A 25,320-nucleotide genomic window follows, 5' to 3' on the forward strand; every position below is an offset into this window, starting at 1 on the left:
ACGACCGGGCTCATGAGCAACCGTGCGACGGGGCACGACAAAGACGACACGACAGCGCGGGAGGATCGCGACATGCAGGACACGACCACGATCGGCGTCATCGGTACCGGGCTCATGGGAGCGCCGATGGCCCGCCGCCTGGCGGAGGCGGGCTACGCGGTGCGCGCCTGGAACCGCAGCAACGCCAAGGCCCAGGCCCTGACCGCGCACGGCATCGACATCGCCGACAATCCGCGTGACGTCGCCGGCGCCGACATCGTCGTGGTCATGCTCAGCTCGGGTCCGGTATGCGACGACATCCTGCTGGGCCCCGAGGGCGTGATCGCCCACATGGTCCCGCATGCCACCCTGGTGGTCATGAGTTCCATCCCGGTCGATACCGCCCAGCGGCAGGCGCAGGCGGCCAAGGCCCGTGGCATCGGCTATCTGGACGCGCCGGTCTCCGGCGGCGAACGCGGCGCCATCGACGGCACCCTGGCCATCATGGTCGGCGGCGATCCGGCCACGTTCGAGCGTCACCGGAACCTGTTCGCCCCGCTGGGCCGTGCCGTCCATGTGGGACCCGCCGGCAGCGGGCAACTCGCCAAGCTCGCCAACCAGTCCATCGTCGCCAATACCATTGCCACCGTCGCCGAAGCCTTGCTGCTCGCCGAACGCGGCGGCGCCGATCCCCGCAAGGTGCGCGAGGCCTTGATGGGCGGCTTCGCCGACTCGACGATCCTGCAGGTGCACGGCGAACGCATGCTCGACGAGGACTTCCGTCCCGGCGGCCCGGCCAAGTGGCAATGGAAGGATACGCAAACCGCGCAGGCGCTCGCCGACGACCTGGCACTGGACCTGCCCGTGTCGCGGCTGGTGGACGGCCTGTTCGGCGACCTGGTGGCGAACGGCGACCTGGACCACAGCGCGCTGATCCGCGAGCTGCGCCGGCGCAACGGCGAGCGCCCGGGCTGATCGACACCGAGCCCTCCAGGCGTTTGTTTTGTCGCGCACTCAGGAAGGCGCGACCTCGCGCAGATAGTCCGGCACGTCGATCGCGCCGGCCTCGCGGAAGTCGCTCAGGCGTGCCTGCACCTGCGCTTCCGAGCGGGCCAGGTGCTCGTCGAGGGCACGCCCCGCCGCCCTGCCGTCACGCGCCAGCGCCTTGTCGAACACGTGGCGGTGTTCGTCGAAGAACGGCGCCACGCTGGGCAGCGCGATCGACGACCCCAACAGGTGCTTGCTGATCAGCAGGATCGGCCGCGTGCGCTGCAGCATGGTCATGATCTCGGCGTTGTTGCCACGTGCGAGCGCTTCATGGTGCAGGTCGTTCTCCAGGGCGTCGAGGCGCGCACTGGGCACCTGGGGGTAGGCACGCGCGGCATCGTCCAGACGCTGGAGATAGCGGCGTATTTCGGCTTCCTCGAGCGCCTTGGCGGCGCGCGTCATCATGTACGGCTCCAGCTGGCGACGCGCCTGATACAGGTCGCGCAGTCGTGCATCGTCCAGGGGAACGACCGTCCAGCTGCTGTACTTGACCTTTTCCACCACGCCGATGCTCTGCAGATAGAGCAGGATGCGGTGCGTCAGGGAGCGACTGACCGACAGCGCCCGCGCCAGCTGCAGCTCGTTGAGCTCGAAGCGACCTTTCATCGAGCACAGCACCACATCGCGTTCCACGCCCTCCGCGAACGTTCGCCAGGTATCCGTGCGCTCGATGCGCGAGGCACTGAAATCTCCCGCCCCCAGCGAACGCCTCACGATCTCGCCCGGGCGCGGCCCGACCTGATAACCGCGCCCCTCGAAACGGCAAATCGCTCCCTCCTCATGCAACCGCGACAGCGTCTGCCTCACCGGCGAACGACTCATGCCGAAATGCTCAGCGATATGCCCTTCCAGCAGGACCAGTCCGGGCTCGAGACGTCCGGCGTCGATGGCGTCACGCAACACCCGGTAGAGCTGCTCTTTCAGCGATCTGGCCATGGGGCTGTCTTTTCCTCCTGGACTGTCTTCCCTGCGTCTTCTCGTACGGCTTCGGCACCGAGGGACACGGCACTCAGGTGATGGCGCCGACCATCCACGGCACGAATTCGTTGCTGCCATAGCCCAGCGACTCGCTGGCACTCGCCTCGCCGGAGGCGACCGCGAGAATCTTCTCGAAAATCGCCTCGCCCATGGCCTCCACGCTCATCTCGCCATCGATGATGGCGCCGCAGTTGATGTCCATGTCCTCGTGCATGGTCTCATACATGGCCGTGTTGGTGGCCAGCTTGAGACACGGCGCCGGCTTGAAGCCGGAGACCGACCCCCGTCCCGTGGTGAAGCACACCAGGGTGGCACCGGAGGCGATCTGACCGGTGACCGAGGCCGGATCGTACCCGGGGCTGTCCATGAAGTTGAACCCGGGGACCTTGAGCGGCTCGGCGTATTCGAGCACGTCGTTCAGGCTCGAGGCGCCGCCCTTGGCCACGGCACCCAGAGACTTCTCGAGGATGGTCGATAGGCCGCCGGCCTTGTTGCCGGGCGACGGATTGTTGTTGAGCTCGGCGCCGTTGATCTCGGTATAGTGCTTCCACCAGGCGATCCGCGCCAGCAGCTTGCGCGCCACCTCCACGTCCACCGCGCGGTCCAGCAGGAGGTGCTCGGCGCCGTAGATTTCCGGCGTTTCGCTCAGGATGGCGCTGCCGCCGTGACGCACGATCAAGTCGGCGGCGTGGCCCAGGGCGGGGTTCGCGGTGATCCCCGAATATCCGTCGGAACCGCCGCACTGCAGGGCCACGCTCAAGTGCTTGAGCGACGCGGGACGGCGCTCGTCGCGCCCATGTGCGCGCGCCATGTCGAGCACTTGCTCGTAGGCCTTGCCGATGCTGGCCCGGGTACCGCCGACCTGCTGGATGTTGAAATAGGCCAGGCGACGCTCGTCGCTCAACCCGGCGCTTTCCACCAGCTGCTTGACCTGGTTGGTTTCGCATCCCAGGCCGATGATCACCACCAACGCGAAGTTGGGATGCCGTGCATAGCCCGCGATCACCCGTTCGAGGAACGCGAAGCCTTCGGATTCGGTGTTCATCGCGCATCCCGAGCCATGCGTGATGGGCACCACGCCGTCGAAGCCGAGGGCCTCGATCTCGGGATTGGCATTGAGCTGCTCCGCGGCCACCTTGGCCACGGTCGCCGAGCAGTTCACCGTCGACAGTATACCGATGTAATTGCGGGTCCCGACCTGGCCGTTCGGCCGATGGTAGCCCATGAAGGTGCGATCGGAGTCTTGCGTCGGCGAACGCGGGAACGGCTGAAAGTCCGTCAGCGTCGTGTCCCGCTCGAGCATGGCCACGTTATGGGTGTGCACGTGCTCGCCGACGTCGATGTCGCGGCTCGCCCGCCCGATGACCTGGCCGTACTTGATGATGGCGTCGCCCGTGGCGATGGCCGTCAGGGCGACCTTGTGACCGGCATCGATGTTGTGACGCGCCACCCGCTCGCCGTCGCCGTCCAGCGGCAGCCCCTGTGGCAGGGCCCGGGTCGCGACCCCCACGTTGTCGGCATCGTTGAGCCGGATGACCGGCGGCGTCGTATTGATGAGCTGCATAATGACCTCGGTAACCGTTGACCGTCAGGGCGTGCGCGAAGGGCGCGGATTCGACTAACGTCACAATATTGAATATTGCACACAATGTTCAATTATAACTTTGGCGGTGTCTCCCTGGCATTGCAAGTCCCCGCTGCATTGCGATAACCAGAAAGAATCAGCACAACAAAATTGCGATTGGCACGTTATTATCGATTCGCCGTAGCCTGACTCCGAGAACCACTCGTGAACGCGGCACAGGCCGCTCCCACCATCAGGACGACAGGCATGACCACGATTACCCACCTGCAAGCACGCGACATCCGCTTCCCCACGTCACGCCAGCTCGACGGCTCTGACGCCATGAACGAGGCACCGGATTACTCGGCCACCTACGTCACGCTCACCACCGACGCCGACGACGGCCTCCAGGGGCACGGGCTGACCTTCACCATCGGGCGCGGCAACGATGTCTGCGTCATGGCCGTCGAGGCCCTGGCGTCGCGCATCGTGGGTCGCGATCTCGAGACCATCACCGCCGACATGGGCACGTTCTGGCGCGATCTCACCAGCGGCGACAGCCAATTGCGCTGGCTGGGACCGGAAAAAGGCGTCATGCACCTGGCCTCGGCCGCCATCGTCAATGCCGTGTGGGACCTGTGGGCGAAGCGAGAAGGCAAGCCGGTCTGGAAGCTGCTGGTGGACATGACGCCCGAGCAGCTGGTCCGCTGCCTGGATTTCCGCTTCGTCACCGACGCCCTGACCCCGCAGGAAGCCATCGGCCTGCTCAAGCGTCGCGAAGCCGGCAAGGCAGAGCGCGAAGCGCACATGCGCGCCGAGGGCTATCCCGGCTATACCACCTCCGCCGGCTGGCTCGGCTATTCCGAGGACAAGATGCGCCGCCTGGCGCGCGAAGCTCTGGCCGAGGGCTGGACGCACTTCAAGCAGAAGGTCGGCGGCAACCTCGAGGAAGACCGCCAGCGCGCGCGCATCCTGCGCGAGGAAATCGGCTGGGAACGGGCGCTGATGATGGACGCCAACCAGATGTGGGAAGTCGACGAAGCCGTCGCCAACATGCGCGACCTGGCGGAATTCGATCCGCTGTGGATCGAGGAGCCCACCAGCCCGGACGATATCCTCGGGCATGCCGAGATTCGCCGCCGCCTGGCCCCCATCGGCGTCGCCACCGGCGAGCACTGCCACAACCGGGTGATGTTCAAGCAACTCCTGCAGGCCGGTGCCATCGACTATTGTCAGCTCGATGCCGCGCGTCTCGGCGGGCTCAACGAAGTGATCATCGTCACGCTTCTGGCCGCCAAGTACGACGTTCCCATCTGCCCGCACGGCGGCGGCGTGGGCCTGTGCGAGTACACCCAGCACATCTCGCTGTTCGATTACATCGCAGTCTCCGGCTCGCTGGACGGCCGCATTCTGGAATACGTCGACCATCTCCACGAGCACTTCGTCGATCCGGTACGGATCCGGCAAGGACGCTACCAGGTGCCCGAGGCGCCGGGCTACAGCATCACCCTGCATGACGACGCGCTCGAGCGTCATCAGTACCCCGACGGCGCGGCCTGGCAGGAGGGTTCGGCGGAAAATTGAGAGGCCGTCTACGACTAACGATGAAGTCTCATCGGCAGGCATCTCGGTGTATGTTCAACATTAAGATGACCAAGAGCAGACACGGCGTCTGCCGAAGGGAATCGCGCGACTCCCGGATCGACTCGCCAAGAGGCCGGGGATCGCGATGATACCGGTGTCATAAGTGACACACATGCCAGCACTACCATCAGTTCCAGGAGGACAGGATGACAACAACCACAACGACACGCTTCGTTTCCGTCGTGGGCGGCGCCGTTCTCGGCTTGACCGCGTTCAGCGCCTCTGCGGCGACCGAAATGCCTCCGCTGCCGGAGGTCACAGGTGAGAAGGTCGAGGCCGACGGCAATTTCAAGATCAAGTTCAGCATCGGCACCACGGAATCCGGCGCGCAATACCGCGGCCTCGAATATTTCGAGAAGATCGTCGAACAACGCAGCGACGGCAACATTCAGGTCGAACTGTTCCCGGGCGCCCAGTTGGGCGATGACCGCCAGGCCACCAGTGCGCTCCAGTCGGGCACGCTGGAAATGACCATGCCGTCGACGTCTCCGCTGGTGAACATGTTCCCGGAATTCGCGGTGTTCGACCTCCCCTTCCTCTTCCCGCAGCCTGAAATGGCGGATGCGGTACTCGACGGCGAGATCGGCCAGCAGATGCTCGAGGACGCGTCCTCGCAAGGCCTGGTGGCGATCGGCTGGGGTGAAAACGGTTACCGTCAGCTGACCAACAGCCAGCACCCGGTCGAGGAGCCGGCGGACCTCGACGGCCTGAAGATCCGTACCATGGAGAACGACCTCCACCTGGATATCTGGCGCACCCTGGGGGCCAACCCGACGCCGATGTCCTTCGCGGAGCTGTTCACGGCGCTCGAGCAAGGGGTCGTCGACGGTCAGGAAAATCCGTGGATCACCATCGAATCCTCCAAGTTCAACGAGGTGCAGGACTACGCCACCGAAACCAACCACGTCTACACACCGTTCATCACGCTGGTCTCCGCGCGTTTCTGGAACCGTCTGCCGGAAGACTACCAGCAGCTGCTGCGTGACGCCGCAACCCAGATGGGCGACTACCAGCGCGAAGTGAGCCGCACGCTGAACGATCAGATCAAGCAGGATCTGAAGGATTCCGGCATGCAGATCACCGAGCTGACGCCGGAGCAGGTCAAGGTCTTCCAGGACAAGCTGGAGCCGGTGTATGAAGACTGGCGCGACCAGATCGGCGGTGAGCTGATCGACGATATCCGCGCCCAGGTGGAACAAGCGCAAGAGTAAGACCTTCAAGCCCGCGGGGAAGGCCAATGGCGGTCTTCCCCGCTTAGTATCAATACGCAAGCTCCTTCCCTGGAGGCTTCATGAAGTCACGTTCGGGTAACGCCTACTTGAACAAACTGATCAGAAGCTTGGACATCATCATCGGGCTCCTCGTCGTCGGCGTGGTCATCACCGTTTCGATGAATGTCTTCGGTCGCTTCCTGTTCAGCTACTCCTTTGCCTGGGCCGCCGAGATCTCGCGGCTGTTCTTCATCTGGATGGTGCTGCTGGGTGCCGGTATCGCCAGCCTGACCAACGAGCACGTCGCCGTGACGCTTTTCAAGGACAAAGCGAGCCCGACCCTGAAGAAAATCTTCGGACTGGTGTCGGCGCTGATCATCTATGCGGTCTGCATCAGCATCTTCGTCGGTTTCGACGGCATCATTTCAGGCTACGTGAGCTCGACGCCCTTCCTGGGAATTCCCAAGACCGTGCTCTATAGCGCCATGGTGGTCATGGCGGTACTGACCGTCATCGGCAACAGCATTTTCCTCTACAACGTGTTCAAACGAGGTGCGGCATGATCCTGTGGAGCATTCTCTTGGGCCTGTTCGCCTGCATCGTGATCGGCATGCCGATCTCGTTCGGCCTGGCCGCGATCTGCCTGTTCATCTTCTTCTACGCCGATTACGGCCTGACGACCCTGGTCTCGCAGGCCGTGAACGGGCTCGACTCCTTTCCCCTGCTGGCCATTCCGCTGTTCATCCTGGTCGGCGAGGTGATGAGCTCGGGCGGCATCGCCAAGCGCCTGGTCCGCCTGGCCAGCGCCATGGTCGGCTTCGTCGCCGGCGGCCTGGGTCAGGTCACCGTGCTGACATCGATGTTCTTCGGCGGCATCAGCGGCTCCGCCGTGGCAGACGCCTCCGCCGTGGGCAGCATGATGATCAACCCCATGAAGCAGCACGGCTACTCGGGGCCCCGCGCGACCGCCATCGTCGTCGCTGCCTCGGTAGTGGGCATCATCATTCCGCCCTCGATTCCGATGATCCTGTTCGGGGTCGTGACCGGCACCTCGATTTCGCAGCTGTTCATGGCGGGGATCGTGCCGGGCATCCTGATCACCATCGGGCTGGCAATGGCCACCTACCTTCAATCCAAGAAGACCGGCGCCGCACAGCCCTTCGACTTCCAGGAGCTGCTGGCCGCCCTCAAGGATTCCGTACTCGCGCTGCTTCTGCCGATCATCATCGTCGGCGGCATTCTCAGCGGCGTGTTCACGCCGACCGAAAGCGCCGCCGTCGCCCTGCTCTACGCACTGGGCGTGTCGATGTTCGTGTATCGCAGCCTGAGTCTCAAAGGCTTCTTCGAGCTGTGTATCTCCACCGGCCGTCTGACCGGCGTGGTGCTGCTGTTGCTGGCCTTCGCCAGCGTGCTGGCGTGGCTGCTCACCGCCAACCTGGTGCCCCAGCAGATCGTGGTCATGCTCGCCGAGCTCTCGCAGAACAAGTACATCATCCTGGGCGTGCTGATGCTGTTCCTGCTCATCGTCGGCTTCTTCATGGACCTGACGCCGGCCATGGTCATCCTGGCGCCCTTGATGACCCCGGTGGTGGTCAAGCTCGGCATCGACCCGGTCTACTTCGGCGTCATGATGTCGTTCATCCTGGGGATCGGCCTGATCACGCCACCGGTGGGCACCGTGCTCTACGTCGGGTGCGGCGTCGGCAAGGTGAGCCTGGAAGACCTGGTCAAGAGCCTGATGCCCTATTACCTGACGCTCATCCTGCTGCTCATCGCCTTCCTTGCCTTCCCGGGCCTGGTGCTCTGGTACAAGTGACATGAGTGACACGAAAGGACAACGAGACGACACGATGCCGATCGACACCACCGAGCTACATCATTTCCTGACCGAGCTGCTGGGCGCCGGCGGGGTCATCGACGACCCCGCGGAGTTCGGCCGCTACACCACCGACTGGGCGGGCGACAAGGGCAGCGACCCCTGGATGGTCGCCCGCCCCGGCACCCCGGAACAGGTCGCCGACATCGTCGCCTTCTGCCACCGCCATCGCATTCCCATGGTGGCGCAGGGCGGCCATTCCGGCCTGGTGGGCGGCGCGCAGCCCGATGCCGAGTGTCGCGAACTCCTGATCAGCCTCGAACGGCTCAACAGGATCCGCCACATCGACCCCATCAACTTCAGCATGAGCGTCGACAGCGGCTGCATCCTGCAGACCGTCAAGGACGCCGCCGAGGCCGCGGATTGCTACTTTCCGCTCGCCCTCGGCGCGCAGGGAAGCTGCCAGATCGGCGGCAACGTCTCCACCAACGCCGGTGGCCTCAACGTGCTGCGCTACGGCATGATGCGTCAGCTGGTGCTGGGCCTCGAGGTGGTGCTGCCCGACGGTCGTCTGTGGAACGGCATGCACGCCTTGCACAAGGACAATCGCGGCTACGATCTCAAGCAGCTGTTCATCGGTGCCGAGGGCACGCTGGGCATCGTCACTGGCGCAGTGCTCAAGCTCGCTCCGCGTCCACAGACGAGTCGCACCGCGCTGATCGCCGTCCCCGACATTGCCTCGGCTCTGGCGCTGTACGGCCAGGCGCGACGCAGCTGTTGCGACTTGCTGTCGGCCTTCGAGCTGATTCCCCGGGTATGCATGGAACTGGCCTTCGAGGCGGCACCCGACCTGCCCGACCCGCTGGACGAGGCGCATCCGGTCTATGTGCTGCTGGAGGTCTCGGCCAGCGGCCCGGTGGATCTCGACGCCATGATCGAGCACCTCTTCGAGACCGGCGCCGAACAGGAGCACGTGCTTGACGGCGTGCTTGCCAGCAGCGAGGCACAGGCCGCCCAGCTATGGCAGATCCGCGAAAGCATGCTGGAAGGTCAGCAAATGCGCGGCGAGCACCTGCGCACCGACGTTTCGCTGCCCATCTCGGGCCTGACCGCGTTCTTCGAGGCCGCCAGTCACGCCGTGGCACAGCGCTCGCCGGACACGCAGATCATCGCCTACGGTCACATCGGCGACGGCAATCTCCATTTCAACCTGTTGCCGCCGCCGGCGCTCGACCTCGAGGCCAAGAAGACCCTGCTGCATGAGCTGGAAACGCTGCTGTTCGACCTGGTGGACGCGCATCACGGCAGCATCAGTGCCGAGCACGGCATCGGCCGCGTCAAGCAGGCACCGTTCCTCGAGGACCTCGGAGAACTGGAGTACAGCCTGCTCAGCGGTCTCAAGCGGTTGTTCGACCCCCACGGGCTGATGGCCGCCGGACGCATCCTGCCCCGCTAACTTCCACCCCCTCTCCGGACCACACGCGAGACGACGAGCGCCATGTCGCGGCCGAGCCGCACATGGCGCTCATGCGTCGGGTACCGCGCCCAGCGCCACGTCATGGGAAATGCGGATATGCGACTGCAGCAACGCGCGCGCCCCCTCGATGTCACGTGCCAGCGCCAGGGACACCAGCTCCTGATGCTGGGCATCGAGTTCGGCGCGCACGCCGGGAACCGCCGGCGCCATGCGCCGATAACGATCGAACTGGTCATGCAGCTGCTCGATGAAACGCAATAGCCAGGGCGAGCCACAGGGCGCCACCAGCGTGCGGTGAAAACGCGTATGCAACAGCTCCCACTCCTCGAGGGGCGTGGGCTGCTCGTCGGCACGCTTGAGCCGGTGTGCCGCCGCCAGCAGCTCGGACTCCCACTGGGCATCGCCATGCTGCATGGCGCGCGTCAGAGCCATGCCCTCGAGTTCGCGACGCATGCCGGCGATGTCGTCGAGTTCGGCGCGCGAGACGCCGGGCACCCGAAAGCCGCGCTGGTTCTCCTGTTGCAGCAGGCCATAGGCGGCCAGCCGGTTGAGAGCTTCTCGCAGCGGGCTCAGGCCGACCCGGTAATGGGCCTTGAGCGTGTTGATGGCCAGCTTTTCTCCCGCCGCGAAACGCCCGTTGATCAGGTCGCGACGCAACGTCTCGAAGACGGTGCTGGCCGCCGTGGCACTTTCGGGTTTGTCCCTCATGCACTGCTCCTTCCCTGCCCATGCCGAGACGATACACGGCCACCCCCGTGAGGTTGACGCTTCTCGCCGGACGGCTCTATAGTCGACATAAAATCGATTTTCCGACATACAAACGATCAAGACAACCGTTGTCCGCCCCGTAGGGCCGGCATCTCGACGACGGAGACGACGGACAAGGACGCCAGACGATGCCACAGCCCACTTCCTCGGTACCGGCGAGCCAGGGCGCCATTTTCACCACTTTCCTGCGCATCGGGTTGCTCGGCTTCGGCGGCGGGCCCGCGATGATCCCGCTGATCCACGCCGAAGTCGTCAAGCGCCGTCAATGGATGGAAGACGACGCCTTCGCCGACGTGCTGGCCATCGCCAACACCCTGCCTGGCCCCATCGCCACCAAGATGCCCGGCTACATCGGCTATCGCATCGGCGGCGTCACGGGCTGCCTGAATGCCGTGCTCGCCATCGTGCTGCCGATGGTGATCGCGCTCATCGCCTTGCTGGGATTGTTCAGTCGCTATCGCCATGTCGACTGGATACAGGGCATGGGGCAAGGCGTCCTTCCCGTGGTCATGGTCATGATGGCGCAATTGACCTGGGACTTCTTCAACAAGTCGCGACGCGGCATCGGGGTCTGGGTCAGCCTGGTCATGATCGCCGTCGCGGCGGGGCTGATCCTCGCCCTGGGCGTACATCCCGGCTGGGTCATCCTCGCCCTGCTGGTCGCCGCCTGGCTGCTGCCGGTCCGCCGCAGGCCGCCTCCATCGGAGGCCGCGCCGGCGTCATCGTCAGCGGCTGAACGGCCAACATCCTCCCGGGAGACGCCGCGATGATCTACTGGCATCTCTTCCTGGCGTTCTTCGTTCCCAACATCATCGGCTATGGTGGGGGCCCGGCGATCATCCCCCTGATCGAGACCGAGGTCGTCGATCATTACGGCTGGATGAGCGCCCAGCAGTTCGCCGAGGTCCTGGCCCTGGGCAACGCCCTGCCCAGTCCCATCGCCACCAAGATGGCCGGCTACATCGGCTTCGAGGTCGCCGGCGTGCTGGGCGCCACGGTGGCGGTACTGGCCACGGTGGTGCCCACGCTGCTGCTGATGCTGGGCGCGCTGGGGCTGCTTTATCGCTTCCGCGACTCGCCGCGTGTCAAGCGCATGAGCCAGTGGGTTCGCCCGGTGATCGCGTTGCTGATGGCCGAACTGACGTTCGGTTTTCTCAGCGAAGGCCTCGCCGGCCCCGGCCTCGTGCACACCCTGCTGATCGCCGCCGTCTCCGCCGTGGCGCTGATCCTCTTGCGCATTCACCCCGCCTTCGTGGTACTCGGCGCCCTGGTCTACGGGGGCCTGTTCCTCGGCTGACCGCTCACCACAACAACCTCTGGAGCCGCCATGCAATTCGATCCGCATTACTACCCCACCGCCTCGCGCCGTATGACGACCTACGGCCGGCGCGGCATGGTCGCCACCTCGCAATCGCTGGCGGCGCAAACCGGCATGGACATCCTCAAGCAAGGCGGTAATGCCGTGGATGCCGCCATCGCCACGGCCGCCGCGCTGACCGTCGTCGAGCCTACCTCCAACGGCCTGGGCAGCGACGCCTTCGCCCTGGTGTGGATCAACGACGAACTCCATGGCTTGAATGCCAGCGGTCGCGCGCCCCAGGGCATTTCACGGGAAACCGTCAGGGCCCGAGGCTTCGATGCCATGCCCGAACACGGCTGGCTGCCGGTGACGGTGCCAGGCGCACCGGGTGCCTGGGCCGAGCTGTCGGCCCGCTTCGGCGTCCTCGACTTCGCCGACCTGCTGGCGCCCGCCATCGCCCTGGCCGAAGACGGCTTTCCCGTGTCGCCGGTGGTGCAGCAACTGTGGGCGGAAGCCCATGCCACCTACGCCGCCTACGACGATGCCGTCTTCGCGCCCTGGTTCGAGACCTTCTCGGTCGACGGCCGCGCCCCCCGGGTGGGCGAGCTCTGGCACGCCCCGGATCACGCCAGGACGCTGCGCGCCATTGCCGAGACCCACGCCGAGACGTTCTATCGGGGCGATCTGGCGCAGCGCATGGATGCCCATTCCCGCGACCATGGCGGTTTCCTGCGTGCCGAGGACCTGGCCGCCTACCGCCCGGAATGGGTCACCCCCGTGAGTGCCGAGTATCGCGGCCACGACATATGGGAAATCCCGCCCAACGGCTCGGGCCTGATCGCGCTGATGGCGCTGAATACGCTGAACGGCGACGCCCCGCCTCCCCAGGATACGCCGCACGCTCACCTCGACACCCTGCACCGGCGCATCGAGGCGCTCAAGCTCGCCTATGTCGACGGCCTGCATTACATCGGCGACGCCGATCACATGCCGGTCACCGCCGAGGCCATGCTCTCGCCCGAGTACGCGGCACGCCGGCGCGCGCTGATCGGCGACCGCGCCCTCGATCCCGAACCGGGCGATATTCCCCGCGGCGGCACGGTCTATCTCGCCACGGCGGACGCCGAGGGCAACATGGTGTCGTTCATCCAGAGCAACTTTCACGGCTTCGGTTCCGGGGTCGTCGTGCCGGGTACCGGCATCAGCCTGCAGAATCGCGGGGAGTCCTTCTCGCTGGAGGCCGAGCACGTCAACGCCCTGGCGCCCGGCAAGCGTCCCTACCACACCATCATCCCCGGCTTCATCACCCACCGGGGACGCGCGGTGGGGCCCTTCGGCGTGATGGGCGGCTACATGCAGCCGCAAGGCCACGTCCAGGTGGTCACCGGCCTGCTCGACGAACACCTCAACCCGCAGGCGGCGCTCGACGCACCGCGCTGGAAGTGGGTCGCGGGACGCACCGTCGAGGTGGAGCCGCACTTTCCCGACCACCTCGCCCAGGCGCTGCAGCGGCGCGGCCACGACATCGTCAAGTGCCACGACTCGCTGAGCTTCGGGCGCGGTCAGGTGATCCTGCGGGACCCCGACAGCGGCGTGCTCAGTGGCGGCACCGAACCCCGCGCCGACGGCGCGGTGCTCGCCTGGTAGATGGCAGGGAGGCGAGCCGCCGGACCGTCACTCCGCGAAAAACACCCGCAGCACATGATCGAGGTGCACTTCCATGGCCTGACGCGCCGCCGCCGGGTCACGCGCCTCGATCGCCGCCACCAGGCGCTCGTGATCTTCCTGCGAGCGCTGTGGCATGCCGGTCTCCATGAACAATTCCTGCAGGCGCCGGAACATGACCCCGTACTGGTGGCCCAGCAGGTGCTTGATCAGCAGCGCATAGGCCGCGTTGCCCGAGGCTTCGGCGATGCGGATGTGCAACAGCCGGTCGCCGGCCAGGTTGCCGCCGCCATGGTTGTTGTCGTAGATGTTGCGCTCCAGCGCCGCGCGGATGGCGCTGAGATCCTCGTCGGTGGCGTTCATCGCCGCCAGGGCCGCGTTCTCCGGCTCCAGGTAACGCCGCGCCTGCAGCAGCGAAAACGGCGGTATCTCCTCGTCGAGATTGAGTTCGATCTCGCTGGCGAACTCGGGGTCGAGCGCCCACGGTTCCTTGCGAGCCGCGGCCTGCATCACCGAGCCCGGCGGCATGGCGTCGACTTCCTTGACCAGCACCCCGTGTCCCACGCGCACCTCGACGATGCCCACGACTTCCAGGGCGATCAGCGCCTCGCGCACCGATGCGCGGCTGACGCCCAGTTGCTGCGCCAGATCCCGCTCGGGCGGTAACAAGGTTCCCGGAGGAAACTCGCCGTCACGAATCAGTTGCTGCAACTGATCAGCGATCTGCCGGTACAGGCGCTGTGAGCGAATGGTTTGAATCGGCATCGCGTCGTCTCTCCGCACCGCGTTGCGACTAAAGTTGATGGCAATTGGCTTGCCGCCGAGACCTAGCCCAGTAGATGATGGCTCGACCATTGGTCAGGCCTCTGGATCTTCGAATGGCTGGCCGCGCTATGTTCCCACGTTCAGCAGGGATTCGCCACACCATGAGACTTCAACACAAGACCGCACTGGTCACCGCCGCAGGACAGGGCATCGGCCGCGCCACGGTGGAGCGCTTTCTCGCCGAGGGCGCCAGTGTCATCGCCACCGACATCGACCCCGGCCTGCTCGACGACCTCGACGACGTCCGGGTACACCGGCTGGACGTCACCCGGCATGCCGACATCGAGACGCTGGCCGACGAGATCGGCGGTATCGATATCCTCTTCAACTGTGCCGGCATGGTGCCGGGCGGCTCGATACTGGAATGCGACGACGCCACCTGGGAGCGCAGCTTCGCCCTCAACGTGACCGCCATGTTCCACATGATCCAGGCGTTTCTTCCCGGCATGCTCGCACGTGGCGGCGGCAGCATCGTCAACATGGCCTCGCTGGCATCGAGCATCAAGGGCGTGCCCAACCGCTTCGCCTACGGCACCACCAAGGCCGCCGTCATCGGCTTGACCAAGTCGGTGGCCGCCGACTACATGACCCAGGGCATTCGCTGCAACGCCATCTGCCCCGGCACCGTCGAGTCGCCCTCGCTGCATCAACGCATCGAGGACCAGGCCCGACAACAGGGGCGCGACAAGGCCGCGGTATTCCAGGAGTTCATCGACCGCCAGCCCATGGGTCGCCTGGGACGCCCCGAGGAAGTCGCCGCGCTGGCGACCTTCCTGGCCTCCGACGAGGCGGCGTTCATCACCGGCACCGCGCAGCTGATCGACGGCGGCTGGGCCAACTGATCGCGGCGCGATCGTCCGCAGCGCCCCGACACCGGCGCAGCGCTGGTGCTCGCTGACCATCAGACGCAACTCACTAACGTGGTACATAAAAGGAAATCGCATGAAACTGCTACGCTTCGGCCCTCCGGGCCAGGAAAAGCCCGGCCTGCTGGATGCCAACGGCAAGATTCGCGACCTCTCATCGCTGATCCAGGACGTCGCCGGCGAGTCGCTCGATGACGCCGCCCTGTCGCGCATCGCCCAAGCCGATCACGAGAGCCTGCCGGAAGTCCCCGAAGGGACGCGTCTGGGGCCCTGCGTGGGTCGAGTCGGCAAGTTCATCTGCATCGGCCTCAACTACTCCGACCATGCGGCAGAGACCGGCGCCGAGGTGCCGCCGGAACCGGTGGTCTTCAACAAGTGGACCAGCGCCATCTGCGGTCCCAACGATGACGTGGAGATCCCCCGCGACTCGCAAAAGACCGACTGGGAGGTCGAGCTGGGTGTCGTCATCGGCAAGGGCGGACGCTACATCGACGAAGCCGATGCCATGAACCACGTGGCCGGCTACTGCGTGATCAACGACGTCTCCGAGCGGGAATTCCAGCTCGAGCGCAGCGGCAGCTGGGACAAGGGCAAGGGCTGCGACACCTTCGGCCCGCTCGGCCCCTGGCTGGTCACGCGGGACGAGATCGCCGATCCCCAGTCGCTCGACATGTGGCTGGAAGTCGACGGCAAGCGTTATCAGGACGGCAACAGCCGCACCATGGTCTATCAGATCCCCTACCTGGTCGCCTACCTGAGCCGCTTCATGAGCCTGCAGCCCGGCGATGTCATCTCCACCGGCACGCCGCCGGGCGTCGGCGCGGGCCAGCAGCCGCAGGTCTTCCTCAAGCCCGGCCAGACCATGCGCCTGGGGATCGAAGGCCTCGGCGAGCAGTGCCAGCGCACCAAGCAGGCGTGATCGCGCCAGAGACCGCCCACGCGGCGGTCTCGCTTCTTCCTCCAGGGGGAACGGCCACAACTTATGTCTAACCCCCTCCACCATTAAAACGCTTGAAGTCGGGACCCTCGCTTGGGCATCTTGTTAACCCATTGGCCTGACCTCTAGATCAAAAGACCGCTAGGTGATTGGCCTGACCATCCTGCCTGGCGATGCGCGAAGGAACCCTTATGCAAACGCTTGTCTGTACCCAACCCCGACACATGGAACTGCGCGACGTGCCCGAGCCGCAGTGCGCGCCCGGCGAGGCCATGCTCAGGATTCGTCGCGTGGGTATTTGCGGTACCGACATCCACGCCTATGGCGGCAATCAGCCCTACTTCACCTATCCCCGCGTGCTGGGCCACGAGCTGTCCGGCGATATCGTCGGCGTCGGGGAAGGCGTCGACGAGGCGCTCGTCGGTCACAGCGCTTACGTGATCCCCTATCTGCATTGCGGTGAATGCCGCGCCTGCCGTCAGGGCAAGACCAATTGCTGCCAGCACATGCAGGTCATCGGCGTGCATCGCGATGGCGGCATGGCGGAATACCTCAGCGTGCCCGTGGATCACCTGGTCACCTCGGGCACCCTCGACGCCGAACAGCTGGCGCTGGTGGAGTGTCTTTCCATCGGCGCGCACGCCGTGCGCCGCAGTGCCATCAAAGCCGACGAGCTGGCCGTGGTGGTCGGCGCCGGGCCGATCGGCATCGGCATCGTGCAGATCGCCCAGAGCCGTGGCGCGCGGGTGCTGGTGGTGGACACCAACCGCGAGCGCCTGGCCTTCTGCCGCGACACCCTGGGCGTGGAGGACGTGCTGCATGCACTGGACGACGACGTGGAGGCCGCCATCGCGCGCCATCACGACGGCGCCCTGGCCGACGTGGTGTTCGACGCCACCGGCAATCCCGCCGCCATGAATCGCGGTTTCGATTTCGCCGGCCATGGCGGTCGCTACGTGCTGGTGAGTGTGGTCAAGGCCGACATCACCTTCAACGACCCCGACTTCCACAAGCGCGAGCTCAGCCTGCTGGGCAGTCGCAACGCCACGCGGGAAGACTTCGAGACGGTGGCCCGCCTGATGGAGGAAGGCCGCCTGCAATCGACGGCGATGATCACCCACCGCGGCCCGCACCACGAGCTGCCGACGCTGATGCCGCAGTGGTGCGACCCGGCCACCGGCGTCATCAAGGCGATGGTGACGTTCGATGACGCCAGCGCCCAGGGAGGACGTCCGGCATGACCCAGACCATCGTGTCCGACCAGTACCGGCAGCCCAGCCTGCGCGTGCACGACCGCGACAATGTCCGCGTCGCCCTGCGCGATCTGTCCGCCGGTCTGGAGATCGACGACAACGGCCACCGTCTGCGGCTCTCCGAGGACGTGCGCCACAAGCACAAGTTCACCCTGCACGCCATGCAGCCCGGCGATCTCGTCGTGATGTACGGCGTGACCGTGGGACGCGTCGTGGCGCCCATCGCCGAAGGCGCCGCCATCACCACGGCCAACGTCGAACACGCCACCGCCGACGCCGAGCCCCAAGGCCGCCGCGCGCAGTGGGATGCCCCGGACGTCAGTGCCTTCACCGGACAGACCTTCGACGGCTACCACCGCCCCGACGGACGCGTGGGCACCGCCAACCACTGGCTGGTCGTACCCCTGGTGTTCTGCGAGAACCGCAACATCGAGGTACTGCGCCAGTGCGTCGAGGATGCCATCGGCGACGACCCCTACCGGGATTACAAGCACATGGCCCGTCGCATGCTCCACGGCGATGCGCAGGCGGCGCCGGCCGCGACGCCCGATGCTTCTCTGTTCCCGAACATCGACGGCGTGCGCTTTCTGACCCACACGCTGGGCTGCGGCGGCACCGACCACGACGCCCAGGCACTGTGCCAACTCCTCGCCGGCTACATCTGCCATCCCAACGTGGCCGGCGCCACGGTGCTCAGCCTGGGATGCCAGAAGGCCCAGATCGAGATGCTCAAGGAGGCGGTGGCCAAGCGCGACCCCGAGGGCCTGCGCCCCGTTCACTATTTCGAGCAACAGGCCACCGACACGGAGCCCGAGCTGATTCGCCAGGCACTGGGCAGCATCTTCGACGGCCTCAAGGTCGCCAACGCCGTCGAACGGCGCCCGGCGCCGCTGTCCGAGCTCACCATCGGCGTGGAATGCGGCGGCTCCGACGGCTTCTCCGGGCTTTCGGCCAATCCGCTGGTGGGCGCCGTCATCGACCGCCTGGCGGCGCTGGGCGGCAGCGGCATCCTGAGCGTGTTCCCCGAGCTGTGCGGTGTCGAACACGAACTGGTGGCGCGCTGCCGCGATGACGCCACGGCCTCGCGCTTTCGGCAGCTCATGGAGGCCTACCAGCGTCATGCCGCCTCGGTGGGCGCGCATTTCTCGATGAATCCCTCGCCCGGCAACATTCGCGACGGCCTGATCACCGACGCCATGAAATCCGCCGGCGCGGCCAAGAAAGGCGGCGACAGCCCCATCGTCGATGTCCTGGACTACACCGAGCCCCAGGTGCGCAAAGGCCTCAACCTGCTCTGCTCGCCGGGCAACGACGTCGAGTCCACCACCGCTCTGGTCGGCTCCGGCGCCAACCTGGTGATGTTCACCACCGGCCTCGGCACGCCCACCGGCAACCCCGTCACGCCGGTCCTGAAGCTCGCCAGCAACAGCGAGCTGGCGCAGCGCATGCACGATGTCATCGACTTCGACGCCGGGCCCATCATTCGCGGCGAGGCGGACATCGCCGAGCTCGCCGACGAACTCCTGCGCCTGTGCATCGACACCGCCTCGGGGCGTTACCGCACCAAGGCCATGCGCCTCTCGCAGCTCGATTTCATTCCCTGGAAACGCGGAGTCTCCCTGTGACAGCGCCAACGCTCGCCGAGGCCGGCATCGTGCAGTTCGGCACCAGCCGCTTCCTGCTGGGCCATGTGGCCGCGTTCGTGCACGCCTCGCGAGAGGCCGGCCACACGCGCGACGGCATCCTCGTGGTCCAGACCTCGCCGCGCGAGGCCGGCAAGCAAAAAGCCCGCGACCTGGACACGCATCGGCAGTATCCGCTGGCGATTCGCGGTCGTCGCGACGGCCGCGACATCGACACCCGCGAGACCGTCACCAGCATCGCCGGCTGCTGGATCGCCGACGAACAGTGGGACGCGCTGGAACGACACGTCGTCGAGCACGCCCGTTTCGTGGTGTCCAACACTGGCGACAGCGGCTACCGCGTCGATGACGACAGCGCCCTGGCAGCGGTGCCGCAAAGCTTTCCGGGCAAGCTCGCCAAGCTGCTGCACGCGCGCTACCGCGCGGGACGCGAGGGCCTCACCGTGCTGCCCTGCGAGCTGGTCAGCCGCAACGGCGAGCAGCTCCTGGCCCTAGTCCGGGAACTGGCACAGCGCGCCTACGCCGATGCCGACTTCGACACCTGGTTGACGACCCGCTGTCTATGGGCCAACACCCTCGTCGACCGCATCGTCTCGGCGGCCCTGGAACCGGTGGGTGCCGTCGCCGAGCCGTATGGGCTCTGGGCCATCGAGGATCAGCCCGGCCTCGAACTGCCCTGCCGTCATCCCGACGTGCAGCGCGTGACCTCCCTGGCTCCCTACGAGATGCGCAAGCTGCACATCCTCAACCTGGCGCACACCTATCTCGTCCACCGTTGGCAGCGCGAGCCTCGATCGCACATCCGCTTCGTGCGCGAGGCCATGGACGACCCGGCATGGGCGGCGGAGCTGCGCCAGGTACTCGACGACGAAGTGCTGCCCACTCTGGCGGAACACCTCGAGCGGCCCTCTCTCGAGGCCTATCGCGACGCCACGCTCGAGCGTTTCGCCAACCCTTATCTCGACCACGCCCTGCAGGACATCGCCCAGCACCATGCCACGAAGTGCCAGCGACGCCTGCAACCCGTGGTCGAATCGGCGCGCCGACGAGGCATCGCCACGCCGCGACTCGATGAGGCCATATCGAGCGCACAATCCACGACGCATTCCCGGTAACCCGACTGCACGATCGACAACAACCAAGGAGCACGACAATGCGTTTCAAGAAACTCACGCTCATCGCCACCAGCCTCTCCATCGCCGGCCTCGGCAGCTTGAATCTCGCCCAGGCCGCCACCGAGATCCGCGTCGCCTACGGCAACCAGCCCGGCGAGCCGGTCGATGTGGCCGTCAAGGAATGGGCGGAAAACGTCGAACAGGCCAGCGACGGCGAACTCACGCTCAGCGCGTTCCCCGCCAGCCAGCTCGGCTCCGAGACCGATGTCATGGAACAGGCGCGCTTCGGCTCGCCGATCATCACCATCACCGCCTACAGCAACTTCATGAGCTCGGTACCCGACCTGTCGGTGCTCGACGCGCCCTACCTGGCCGACAGCTTCGACGACAAGCTCAAGGTCTTCGACTCCGAGTGGTTCGCCGAGCAGAGCCAGAAGGTCGAGGAAGCCGGTTATCACATCGTCATTCCCAACACCGTGTACGGCACGCGCCACCTGCTCTCCCGCGAGCCCGCCACCACGCCCGAGGAACTCGACGGCGTGAAGATCCGCGTGCAGAACTCGCCGATGTACGTCGAGGCCATGCGCTCGATGGGCGCCACGCCCACGCCCATGTCGCTGGGCGACGTCTATCCGGCGCTGGCCCAGGGCATGGTCGACGGGGTCGAGAACCCCACGCCGGTGCTGTTCGGCGGCAAGTTCCACGAAGTCGTCAAGCACCTCAACCTGACCGGCCACATGAACACCGTGGCGCCGTTCGTCACCGGCAAGGCATTCTGGGACCAGCTCAGCGAGGAAAACCGCGAGATCCTGACCGAGACCGGCCAGGACATGGCCGCGCACCTGCGTGAACTGGTCGAGAAGGAAAGCGACATCGCCCTGCAGAAGCTCAAGGATGCCGGCGTCGAGGTCCACGAGGTGGATACGCAGCCCTTCCGCGAACGCGCCGCGGAGCAAGTGCCCGCCGCCTTCCCGCAGTGGAGCGAAGGCCTGTACGAGCAGGTTCGTCAGATCATCAACGGATAAGCGTTGACCGACCGCCGGCGCCGCACTCCCCTGTGGCGCCGGCACGCGTATCACGCACGGCAGCCCAGGCGCTGCCGTGCCCGAGGAGCCTCACATGAAACGCGTATTCCATTGGATCGACCGCATCATGCGTCTCGATGAAGTGTTGGCCAGCGCGGCGCTCTTCGCGATCTTTCTCGTCGCCATCGGCAACATCTTCATGCGCTATCTCTTCGACACGCCGCTGGCCTGGACCGAGGAGGTCCTGCAACTGCTCATGGTATGGGCCACCTTCCTCGGCGCCAGCGCCCTGGTACGGCGCAACGAGCACGTGCTCATCGGCATGCTGTCGGAAAACCTGCCGGCGTCGCTCGTCCGCTGGAACGACCGCCTCTTCAATGTCGGCATGGTGCTGATCGCCGCCATCGTGCTCGGCTACTGGGGCCTGCAGCTGCTGCCCTATTCCAATTTCCGCAGCACGCCCATGCTGCAGATCCCGTACATGTGGATTCACGTCGCCATTCCGGTCAGTGCCGTCATCATGGCCTACCACTGCCTCGTCCGACTGGCTCGCGATACCTAAAGGATACTACCCATGGCCGTAGGCATAGCACTCGCAGCGCTGTTGCTTCTTTTCGTGCTGGGCACTCCCGTCGCCTTCGCACTGTTTCTGTCGACGTTTCTGTATTTCCTGTTCGGCGCCGACCAGCCCACCATGCTGCTGATTCAGCGCCTGGCCGGGGGGCTGGAGTCCATTTCGCTGCTGGCGATCCCGTTCTTCATCATGGCGGGGGTGTTCATGAACCACTCCGGCATCACCGACCGCCTGCTCAAGCTGGCCGAGCTCATGACCCGGCGCCTGCACGGCGGACTGGCCCAGGCCAACGTGCTGCTGAGCACCTTCATGGGCGGACTCTCCGGTTCCAACATCGCCGATGCCGCCATGAACGCCAAGCTGCTGGTGCCCAGCATGACGGCCAGCGGCTATCCCAAGCCGTTCTCCACCGCCGTCACCGCCGCCTCATCGCTGGTGACCTCGACCATCCCGCCGGGGATCGCGCTGATCGTCTACGGCTACGTCAACAACGTTTCCATCGGTCGCCTGTTCCTGGCCGGTGTGGTGCCCGGGATCCTGATGGCGGTGTGCATGATGCTGCTGGTATCGCGTCAGTGCCGTCGCCTGGGCTACCAGCCGCCGCGCAAGGAGCGGGTCTCGCGGCAGGAATGGATCAGCGTGACGCGCGCCGGCATCATCGCCTTGCTGCTGCCGGTCGTGGTCATCGGCGGCATTCGCGTCGGCGTCTTCACGCCGACCGAAGCCGGCGCCATGGCCGTGCTGTACGCCTTGATCGTGGGGATGTTCGTCTACAAGGAAATGAACGTGGGCAACGTCGCCGTGGCCACGCGGGAGTCGCTGTTCGCCTCGGTCAACGTGCTGTTCATCATCGCCGTGGCCTCGGGATTCGCGCGCTTTCTGACCTGGGAGCACATCCCTCAGGACATCGCCATGCTGCTCTCGTCCCAGGTGGGCAGCGCGGTGGCGTTCCTGCTGCTCGCCAATGTCATCCTGCTGGCCCTGGGCATGTTCCTGGAAGGCAACGCCATTCTCATCGTACTGTCGCCCCTGCTGGCGCCGGTGGCGGCCCAGTTCGGCATCGACCCGGTGCATTTCGGGATCATCTTCATCCTCAATGCCTCCATCGGCACGATCACCCCGCCCCTGGGAACGGTGATGTTCACCACCTGCAGCATCACCGGCGTGAAGGTGCCCGACTTCATCCGCGCCATCATGCCCTACTGGCTGTTGCTGGTCGGCCTGCTGCTGGTGGTGACCTTCGTGCCCGCCGTGTCGATGACACTGCCCGACCTGATTTTCTGAACACCGGCGCTTCTCTTACCCCCGTCTTGACACCGGCACCGCCGCCTCACGCCTCCAACGCCGCCTTGGCCATGACCTGGGCGGCGGCTCCCCGCGCGGCGGTGAAGGTACTGTCGTGAATGACCTTGACGGGAACCCGCTGCGTGCCCCGCAGCAGATCGTTCTGATGCGCCTCGAAGTACGACAGCGCCGGTTCGATCAGCCGCTCGCCGAGCCGCATCAACGACCCGCCGAGTACCAGCGTGGCGGGATTGAGCGTGTGGTGCAGGTTGAGCATGAGAATCCCCAGCGCCTCGCCGGCGCGCCGCAGCGTGACATCGACCTCGGCATCGTTGCCCCGAGCCACGATCGCCGCCTCGAGGTTCTCGTCGTCGGCGATGCCCAGGGCGGCACGAATCGCCCAGCCGCTGACCAGCGTCTCGGCGCACCCCCGGTTGCCGCAATGGCAGTACAGGCCGCCCGGCTGCACGATGGTGTGACCGATCTCGCCCACCAGGCCCTGTCCGCCACGCGGCACCAGCGGGAAGTTGTCTCCCGTGACCAGGCCGCTGCCGATACCGCTGGCGGCACTGATATAGACGATGGACTCGGGCGGGATGCCGTCGTGGAAGTAGAACTCCCCGAAAGCCGCGGCGTTGGCCTCGTTGTCGAGCAGCCAGATACCGTCCAGATCCGTCAGATGCTCGCGCAGCACGTCCAGAAACGCGACATCCACCCAGCCCAGGTTCGGCGCCAGGCGCAGGATGGGATCCACCGGCGAGACCGGCCCCGGCACCGTCACGCCCAACCCCAGGCAATGGCGCCCGGCGATGGCCGGATCGTCACGCAGGGTACGCAGCATGGCGGCCAGACGCACCGCCGTGGCCTCGGGCGTGGTGGGCGGCTCGGTGACGTAACGCTGGAGCAGCACCTCGCCCCCCAGGGTACATGCCACCACGCGCAAGCCGCGCACCCCGATATCCGCCCCCAGCAGGACATGGTGGGAGTCGTCGAGATACAGCGCCCGGCCGGGACGGCCGCCGCCACGGGGCTGCAACTCGCCCTCGCGTAGCCAGCCGCGCTCCAGCAGCGCCTGGACGACGCCTCCCACCGTGGCCTTGGTCAGCTGCGTGCGCGAGGCGATGTCGGCACGCGTGGCGCCGGGATAGCGGCGTACGGTCGCCAGGATGGAGCTGCGGTTGAGCTTCTTGAGAAAGTTGAGATCACCGGCGGCTTGAGGGGCAAAGGTGCTGACCATGGCGATTCGGGGTGCCTCGCTGTGCGTCGTGTCGAGTCGGCCAATATATCAAATTATTCAACGCCTCTCTGCGCCGTGACGGCTCGTCGTGCGTTCCGCGGAGTGAGTTAATAAACGCGCTGAACCTATTCCGCGCCCCACCGCCCGCGAGACACCTGGCGTCACGCGACCCCGGCAGGCGTCGCTCACGTTGCGCCCTGGCGCCCTCGGACAGGCATGTGCAAGCGTGTGTGACTATCGTCGCATGGAAAAAGCCAGCCATCTGAAGAATCATTCGCTTAGTAAAATCTATTAACTAAAGCAGCGTATCCGCTCGGATACCTCACTCGGCAACAGAGGTTCTGCATGAGCACAGCGATTTATCCCAGCCTCAAGGACAAGACGGTCGTCATCACCGGCGGCGGCTCCGGCATCGGCGCCGGGCTGGTCGAGGCCTTCGTCGCCCAGGGCGCGAACGTCCACTTCCTCGATGTCGCCGAGACGCTCGCGAACGAGCTGGTCGAGCGCTGTGACGGTGCCCCGACGTTTCACCACTGCGACCTGACCCAGCCCGACCAGCTGCGCGCCACGCTGGGCGAGATCGGCCACGTGGACGTGCTGATCAACAACGCCGCCAACGACGACCGCCACAAGCTCGAGGACGTCACGCCCGAGTACTGGGAAGACCGCATGAACGTCAACCTGCGCCACCTGGTGCTCGCCGCCCGTGAGGTCGCCCCGAGCATGCGCCGACAGGGTCAGGGGGCGATCATCAATCTCGGCTCGATCAGCTGGCACCTGGGGCAGCCCGACATGCTGCTCTACGAAACCGCCAAGGCCGGTATCGAGGGCCTGACCCGGGCCCTCGCGAGCGACCTGGGCAGCGACGGCATTCGCGTGAACTGCATCATCCCCGGCAACGTCAAGACGCCGCGTCAATCGCGTTGGTACAGCCCCGAGGACGAAGCGCAGATCGTCGACGAGCAAAAACTCAAGGTACGCATCCATCCGCATCACGTGGCCGCGATGGCGCTGTTCCTGGCCTCGGACGATGCCGCTGCCTGTACCGCTCACAACTACTGGGTCGATGCCGGCTGGCTGTAAGCCAAAGCCTCCGGCGCCCGCCGCCACCA

General features: G+C 65.8%; 23 protein-coding genes. 18 read left to right on the forward strand and 5 right to left on the reverse strand.

All coding sequences use genetic code 11. The annotated features are described in order from the left end of the window. The first annotated feature begins 12 nt into the window (after positions 1 to 12). Positions 13 to 954, forward strand: a complete 942-nt coding sequence (locus ABGX75_RS00680; RefSeq protein WP_347411200.1) for an NAD(P)-dependent oxidoreductase — start codon at positions 13 to 15, stop codon at positions 952 to 954. Positions 955 to 993: 39 nt separating this feature from the next. On the opposite strand, the gene ABGX75_RS00685 is transcribed toward ABGX75_RS00680, so the two are convergent. Then, the gene (locus ABGX75_RS00685; RefSeq protein ID WP_347411199.1) at positions 994 to 1,962 is read right to left on the reverse strand and encodes a GntR family transcriptional regulator; all 969 of its coding nucleotides are present in this window, start codon (positions 1,960 to 1,962) and stop codon (positions 994 to 996) included. A gap of 73 nt (positions 1,963 to 2,035) precedes the next feature. Then, positions 2,036 to 3,568, reverse strand: coding sequence for an altronate dehydratase family protein (locus ABGX75_RS00690; RefSeq protein WP_224114523.1), 1,533 nt, complete (start codon positions 3,566 to 3,568; stop codon positions 2,036 to 2,038). Between the two features lie 267 nt (positions 3,569 to 3,835). On the opposite strand from ABGX75_RS00690, the gene ABGX75_RS00695 reads away from it, so the two are divergent. From ABGX75_RS00695 to ABGX75_RS00715, 5 genes are all read left to right on the forward strand, one after another. Then, positions 3,836 to 5,152, forward strand: a complete 1,317-nt coding sequence (locus ABGX75_RS00695; RefSeq protein WP_287123937.1) for an L-fuconate dehydratase — start codon at positions 3,836 to 3,838, stop codon at positions 5,150 to 5,152. Between the two features lie 206 nt (positions 5,153 to 5,358). Beyond that, positions 5,359 to 6,423 carry a TRAP transporter substrate-binding protein gene (locus tag ABGX75_RS00700; RefSeq protein ID WP_347411198.1) on the forward strand — a complete coding sequence of 355 codons (1,065 nt, stop codon included), beginning with the start codon at positions 5,359 to 5,361 and terminating at the stop codon, positions 6,421 to 6,423. Positions 6,424 to 6,503: 80 nt separating this feature from the next. After that, positions 6,504 to 6,986, forward strand: a complete 483-nt coding sequence (locus tag ABGX75_RS00705) for a TRAP transporter small permease (protein WP_011507044.1) — start codon at positions 6,504 to 6,506, stop codon at positions 6,984 to 6,986. Further along, positions 6,983 to 8,239 carry a TRAP transporter large permease gene (locus tag ABGX75_RS00710; protein WP_110062334.1) on the forward strand — a complete coding sequence of 419 codons (1,257 nt, stop codon included), beginning with the start codon at positions 6,983 to 6,985 and terminating at the stop codon, positions 8,237 to 8,239. Before ABGX75_RS00705 ends, ABGX75_RS00710 begins: the two co-directional genes overlap by 4 nt. A 34-nt stretch (positions 8,240 to 8,273) precedes the next feature. Continuing rightward, on the forward strand, positions 8,274 to 9,695 hold the full coding sequence (locus ABGX75_RS00715) for an FAD-binding oxidoreductase (RefSeq protein WP_347411197.1): 1,422 nt from the start codon (positions 8,274 to 8,276) through the stop codon (positions 9,693 to 9,695). A 69-nt stretch (positions 9,696 to 9,764) separates the two neighbouring features. Here the strand turns inward: ABGX75_RS00715 and ABGX75_RS00720 are convergent, their stop codons facing one another. Next, entirely contained in the window at positions 9,765 to 10,424 is a 660-nt protein-coding gene (locus tag ABGX75_RS00720) for an FCD domain-containing protein (RefSeq protein ID WP_110062336.1), read from the reverse strand. Positions 10,425 to 10,612: 188 nt separating this feature from the next. Between ABGX75_RS00720 and ABGX75_RS00725 the strand changes: the two genes are divergently transcribed. From ABGX75_RS00725 to ABGX75_RS00735, 3 genes are read left to right on the forward strand one after another with little or no spacing between them, the layout of a single operon-like run. Then, a complete protein-coding gene (locus ABGX75_RS00725; RefSeq protein ID WP_347411196.1) occupies positions 10,613 to 11,254 on the forward strand; it encodes a chromate transporter in 642 nt (213 codons plus the stop codon). Further along, positions 11,251 to 11,781, forward strand: coding sequence for a chromate transporter (locus tag ABGX75_RS00730; protein ID WP_347411195.1), 531 nt, complete (start codon positions 11,251 to 11,253; stop codon positions 11,779 to 11,781). The genes ABGX75_RS00725 and ABGX75_RS00730 overlap by 4 nt, the downstream gene beginning before the upstream one ends. 30 nt (positions 11,782 to 11,811) lie before the next feature. Next, positions 11,812 to 13,431: a gamma-glutamyltransferase family protein gene (locus ABGX75_RS00735; RefSeq protein WP_347411194.1), complete on the forward strand. Its 1,620-nt coding sequence runs from the start codon at positions 11,812 to 11,814 to the stop codon at positions 13,429 to 13,431. A 27-nt stretch (positions 13,432 to 13,458) separates the two neighbouring features. On the opposite strand, the gene ABGX75_RS00740 is transcribed toward ABGX75_RS00735, so the two are convergent. After that, the gene (locus ABGX75_RS00740; RefSeq protein ID WP_128690657.1) at positions 13,459 to 14,214 is read right to left on the reverse strand and encodes a FadR/GntR family transcriptional regulator; all 756 of its coding nucleotides are present in this window, start codon (positions 14,212 to 14,214) and stop codon (positions 13,459 to 13,461) included. A gap of 161 nt (positions 14,215 to 14,375) precedes the next feature. On the opposite strand from ABGX75_RS00740, the gene ABGX75_RS00745 reads away from it, so the two are divergent. The 8 genes from ABGX75_RS00745 to ABGX75_RS00780 all read left to right on the forward strand — a co-directional run bounded on the left by ABGX75_RS00745 (position 14,376) and on the right by ABGX75_RS00780 (position 22,971). Next, positions 14,376 to 15,116, forward strand: coding sequence for an SDR family oxidoreductase (locus tag ABGX75_RS00745; protein WP_110062339.1), 741 nt, complete (start codon positions 14,376 to 14,378; stop codon positions 15,114 to 15,116). A gap of 100 nt (positions 15,117 to 15,216) precedes the next feature. Then, the gene (locus ABGX75_RS00750) at positions 15,217 to 16,059 is read left to right on the forward strand and encodes a fumarylacetoacetate hydrolase family protein (RefSeq protein WP_347411193.1); all 843 of its coding nucleotides are present in this window, start codon (positions 15,217 to 15,219) and stop codon (positions 16,057 to 16,059) included. Between the two features lie 209 nt (positions 16,060 to 16,268). Continuing rightward, complete coding sequence (locus ABGX75_RS00755) at positions 16,269 to 17,318, forward strand: zinc-binding alcohol dehydrogenase family protein (RefSeq protein ID WP_347411192.1); 1,050 nt, start codon at positions 16,269 to 16,271, stop codon at positions 17,316 to 17,318. Beyond that, a complete protein-coding gene (locus ABGX75_RS00760; protein ID WP_347411191.1) occupies positions 17,315 to 18,955 on the forward strand; it encodes an altronate dehydratase family protein in 1,641 nt (546 codons plus the stop codon). The genes ABGX75_RS00755 and ABGX75_RS00760 overlap by 4 nt, the downstream gene beginning before the upstream one ends. Further along, positions 18,952 to 20,088, forward strand: a complete 1,137-nt coding sequence (locus ABGX75_RS00765) for a mannitol dehydrogenase (RefSeq protein WP_347411190.1) — start codon at positions 18,952 to 18,954, stop codon at positions 20,086 to 20,088. The genes ABGX75_RS00760 and ABGX75_RS00765 overlap by 4 nt, the downstream gene beginning before the upstream one ends. A gap of 38 nt (positions 20,089 to 20,126) precedes the next feature. After that, positions 20,127 to 21,113, forward strand: coding sequence for a C4-dicarboxylate TRAP transporter substrate-binding protein (locus ABGX75_RS00770; protein ID WP_347411189.1), 987 nt, complete (start codon positions 20,127 to 20,129; stop codon positions 21,111 to 21,113). A 94-nt stretch (positions 21,114 to 21,207) separates the two neighbouring features. After that, entirely contained in the window at positions 21,208 to 21,675 is a 468-nt protein-coding gene (locus ABGX75_RS00775; protein WP_347411188.1) for a TRAP transporter small permease, read from the forward strand. A 12-nt stretch (positions 21,676 to 21,687) separates the two neighbouring features. After that, complete coding sequence (locus ABGX75_RS00780; RefSeq protein WP_347411187.1) at positions 21,688 to 22,971, forward strand: TRAP transporter large permease; 1,284 nt, start codon at positions 21,688 to 21,690, stop codon at positions 22,969 to 22,971. Between the two features lie 46 nt (positions 22,972 to 23,017). Here the strand turns inward: ABGX75_RS00780 and ABGX75_RS00785 are convergent, their stop codons facing one another. Then, on the reverse strand, positions 23,018 to 24,208 hold the full coding sequence (locus ABGX75_RS00785) for an ROK family transcriptional regulator (RefSeq protein WP_011507028.1): 1,191 nt from the start codon (positions 24,206 to 24,208) through the stop codon (positions 23,018 to 23,020). Positions 24,209 to 24,553: 345 nt separating this feature from the next. Here ABGX75_RS00785 and ABGX75_RS00790 point away from each other — a divergent pair, with 345 nt between their 5' ends. Further along, positions 24,554 to 25,291 (forward strand): SDR family oxidoreductase, encoded by a 738-nt coding sequence (locus tag ABGX75_RS00790; RefSeq protein WP_128690648.1) that lies wholly within the window; start codon positions 24,554 to 24,556, stop codon positions 25,289 to 25,291. Positions 25,292 to 25,320: the final 29 nt, after the last annotated feature.

Origin of the sequence: Chromohalobacter sp. (assembly GCF_039830575.1) — a bacterium.
Classification (GTDB): domain Bacteria; phylum Pseudomonadota; class Gammaproteobacteria; order Pseudomonadales; family Halomonadaceae; genus Chromohalobacter; species Chromohalobacter israelensis.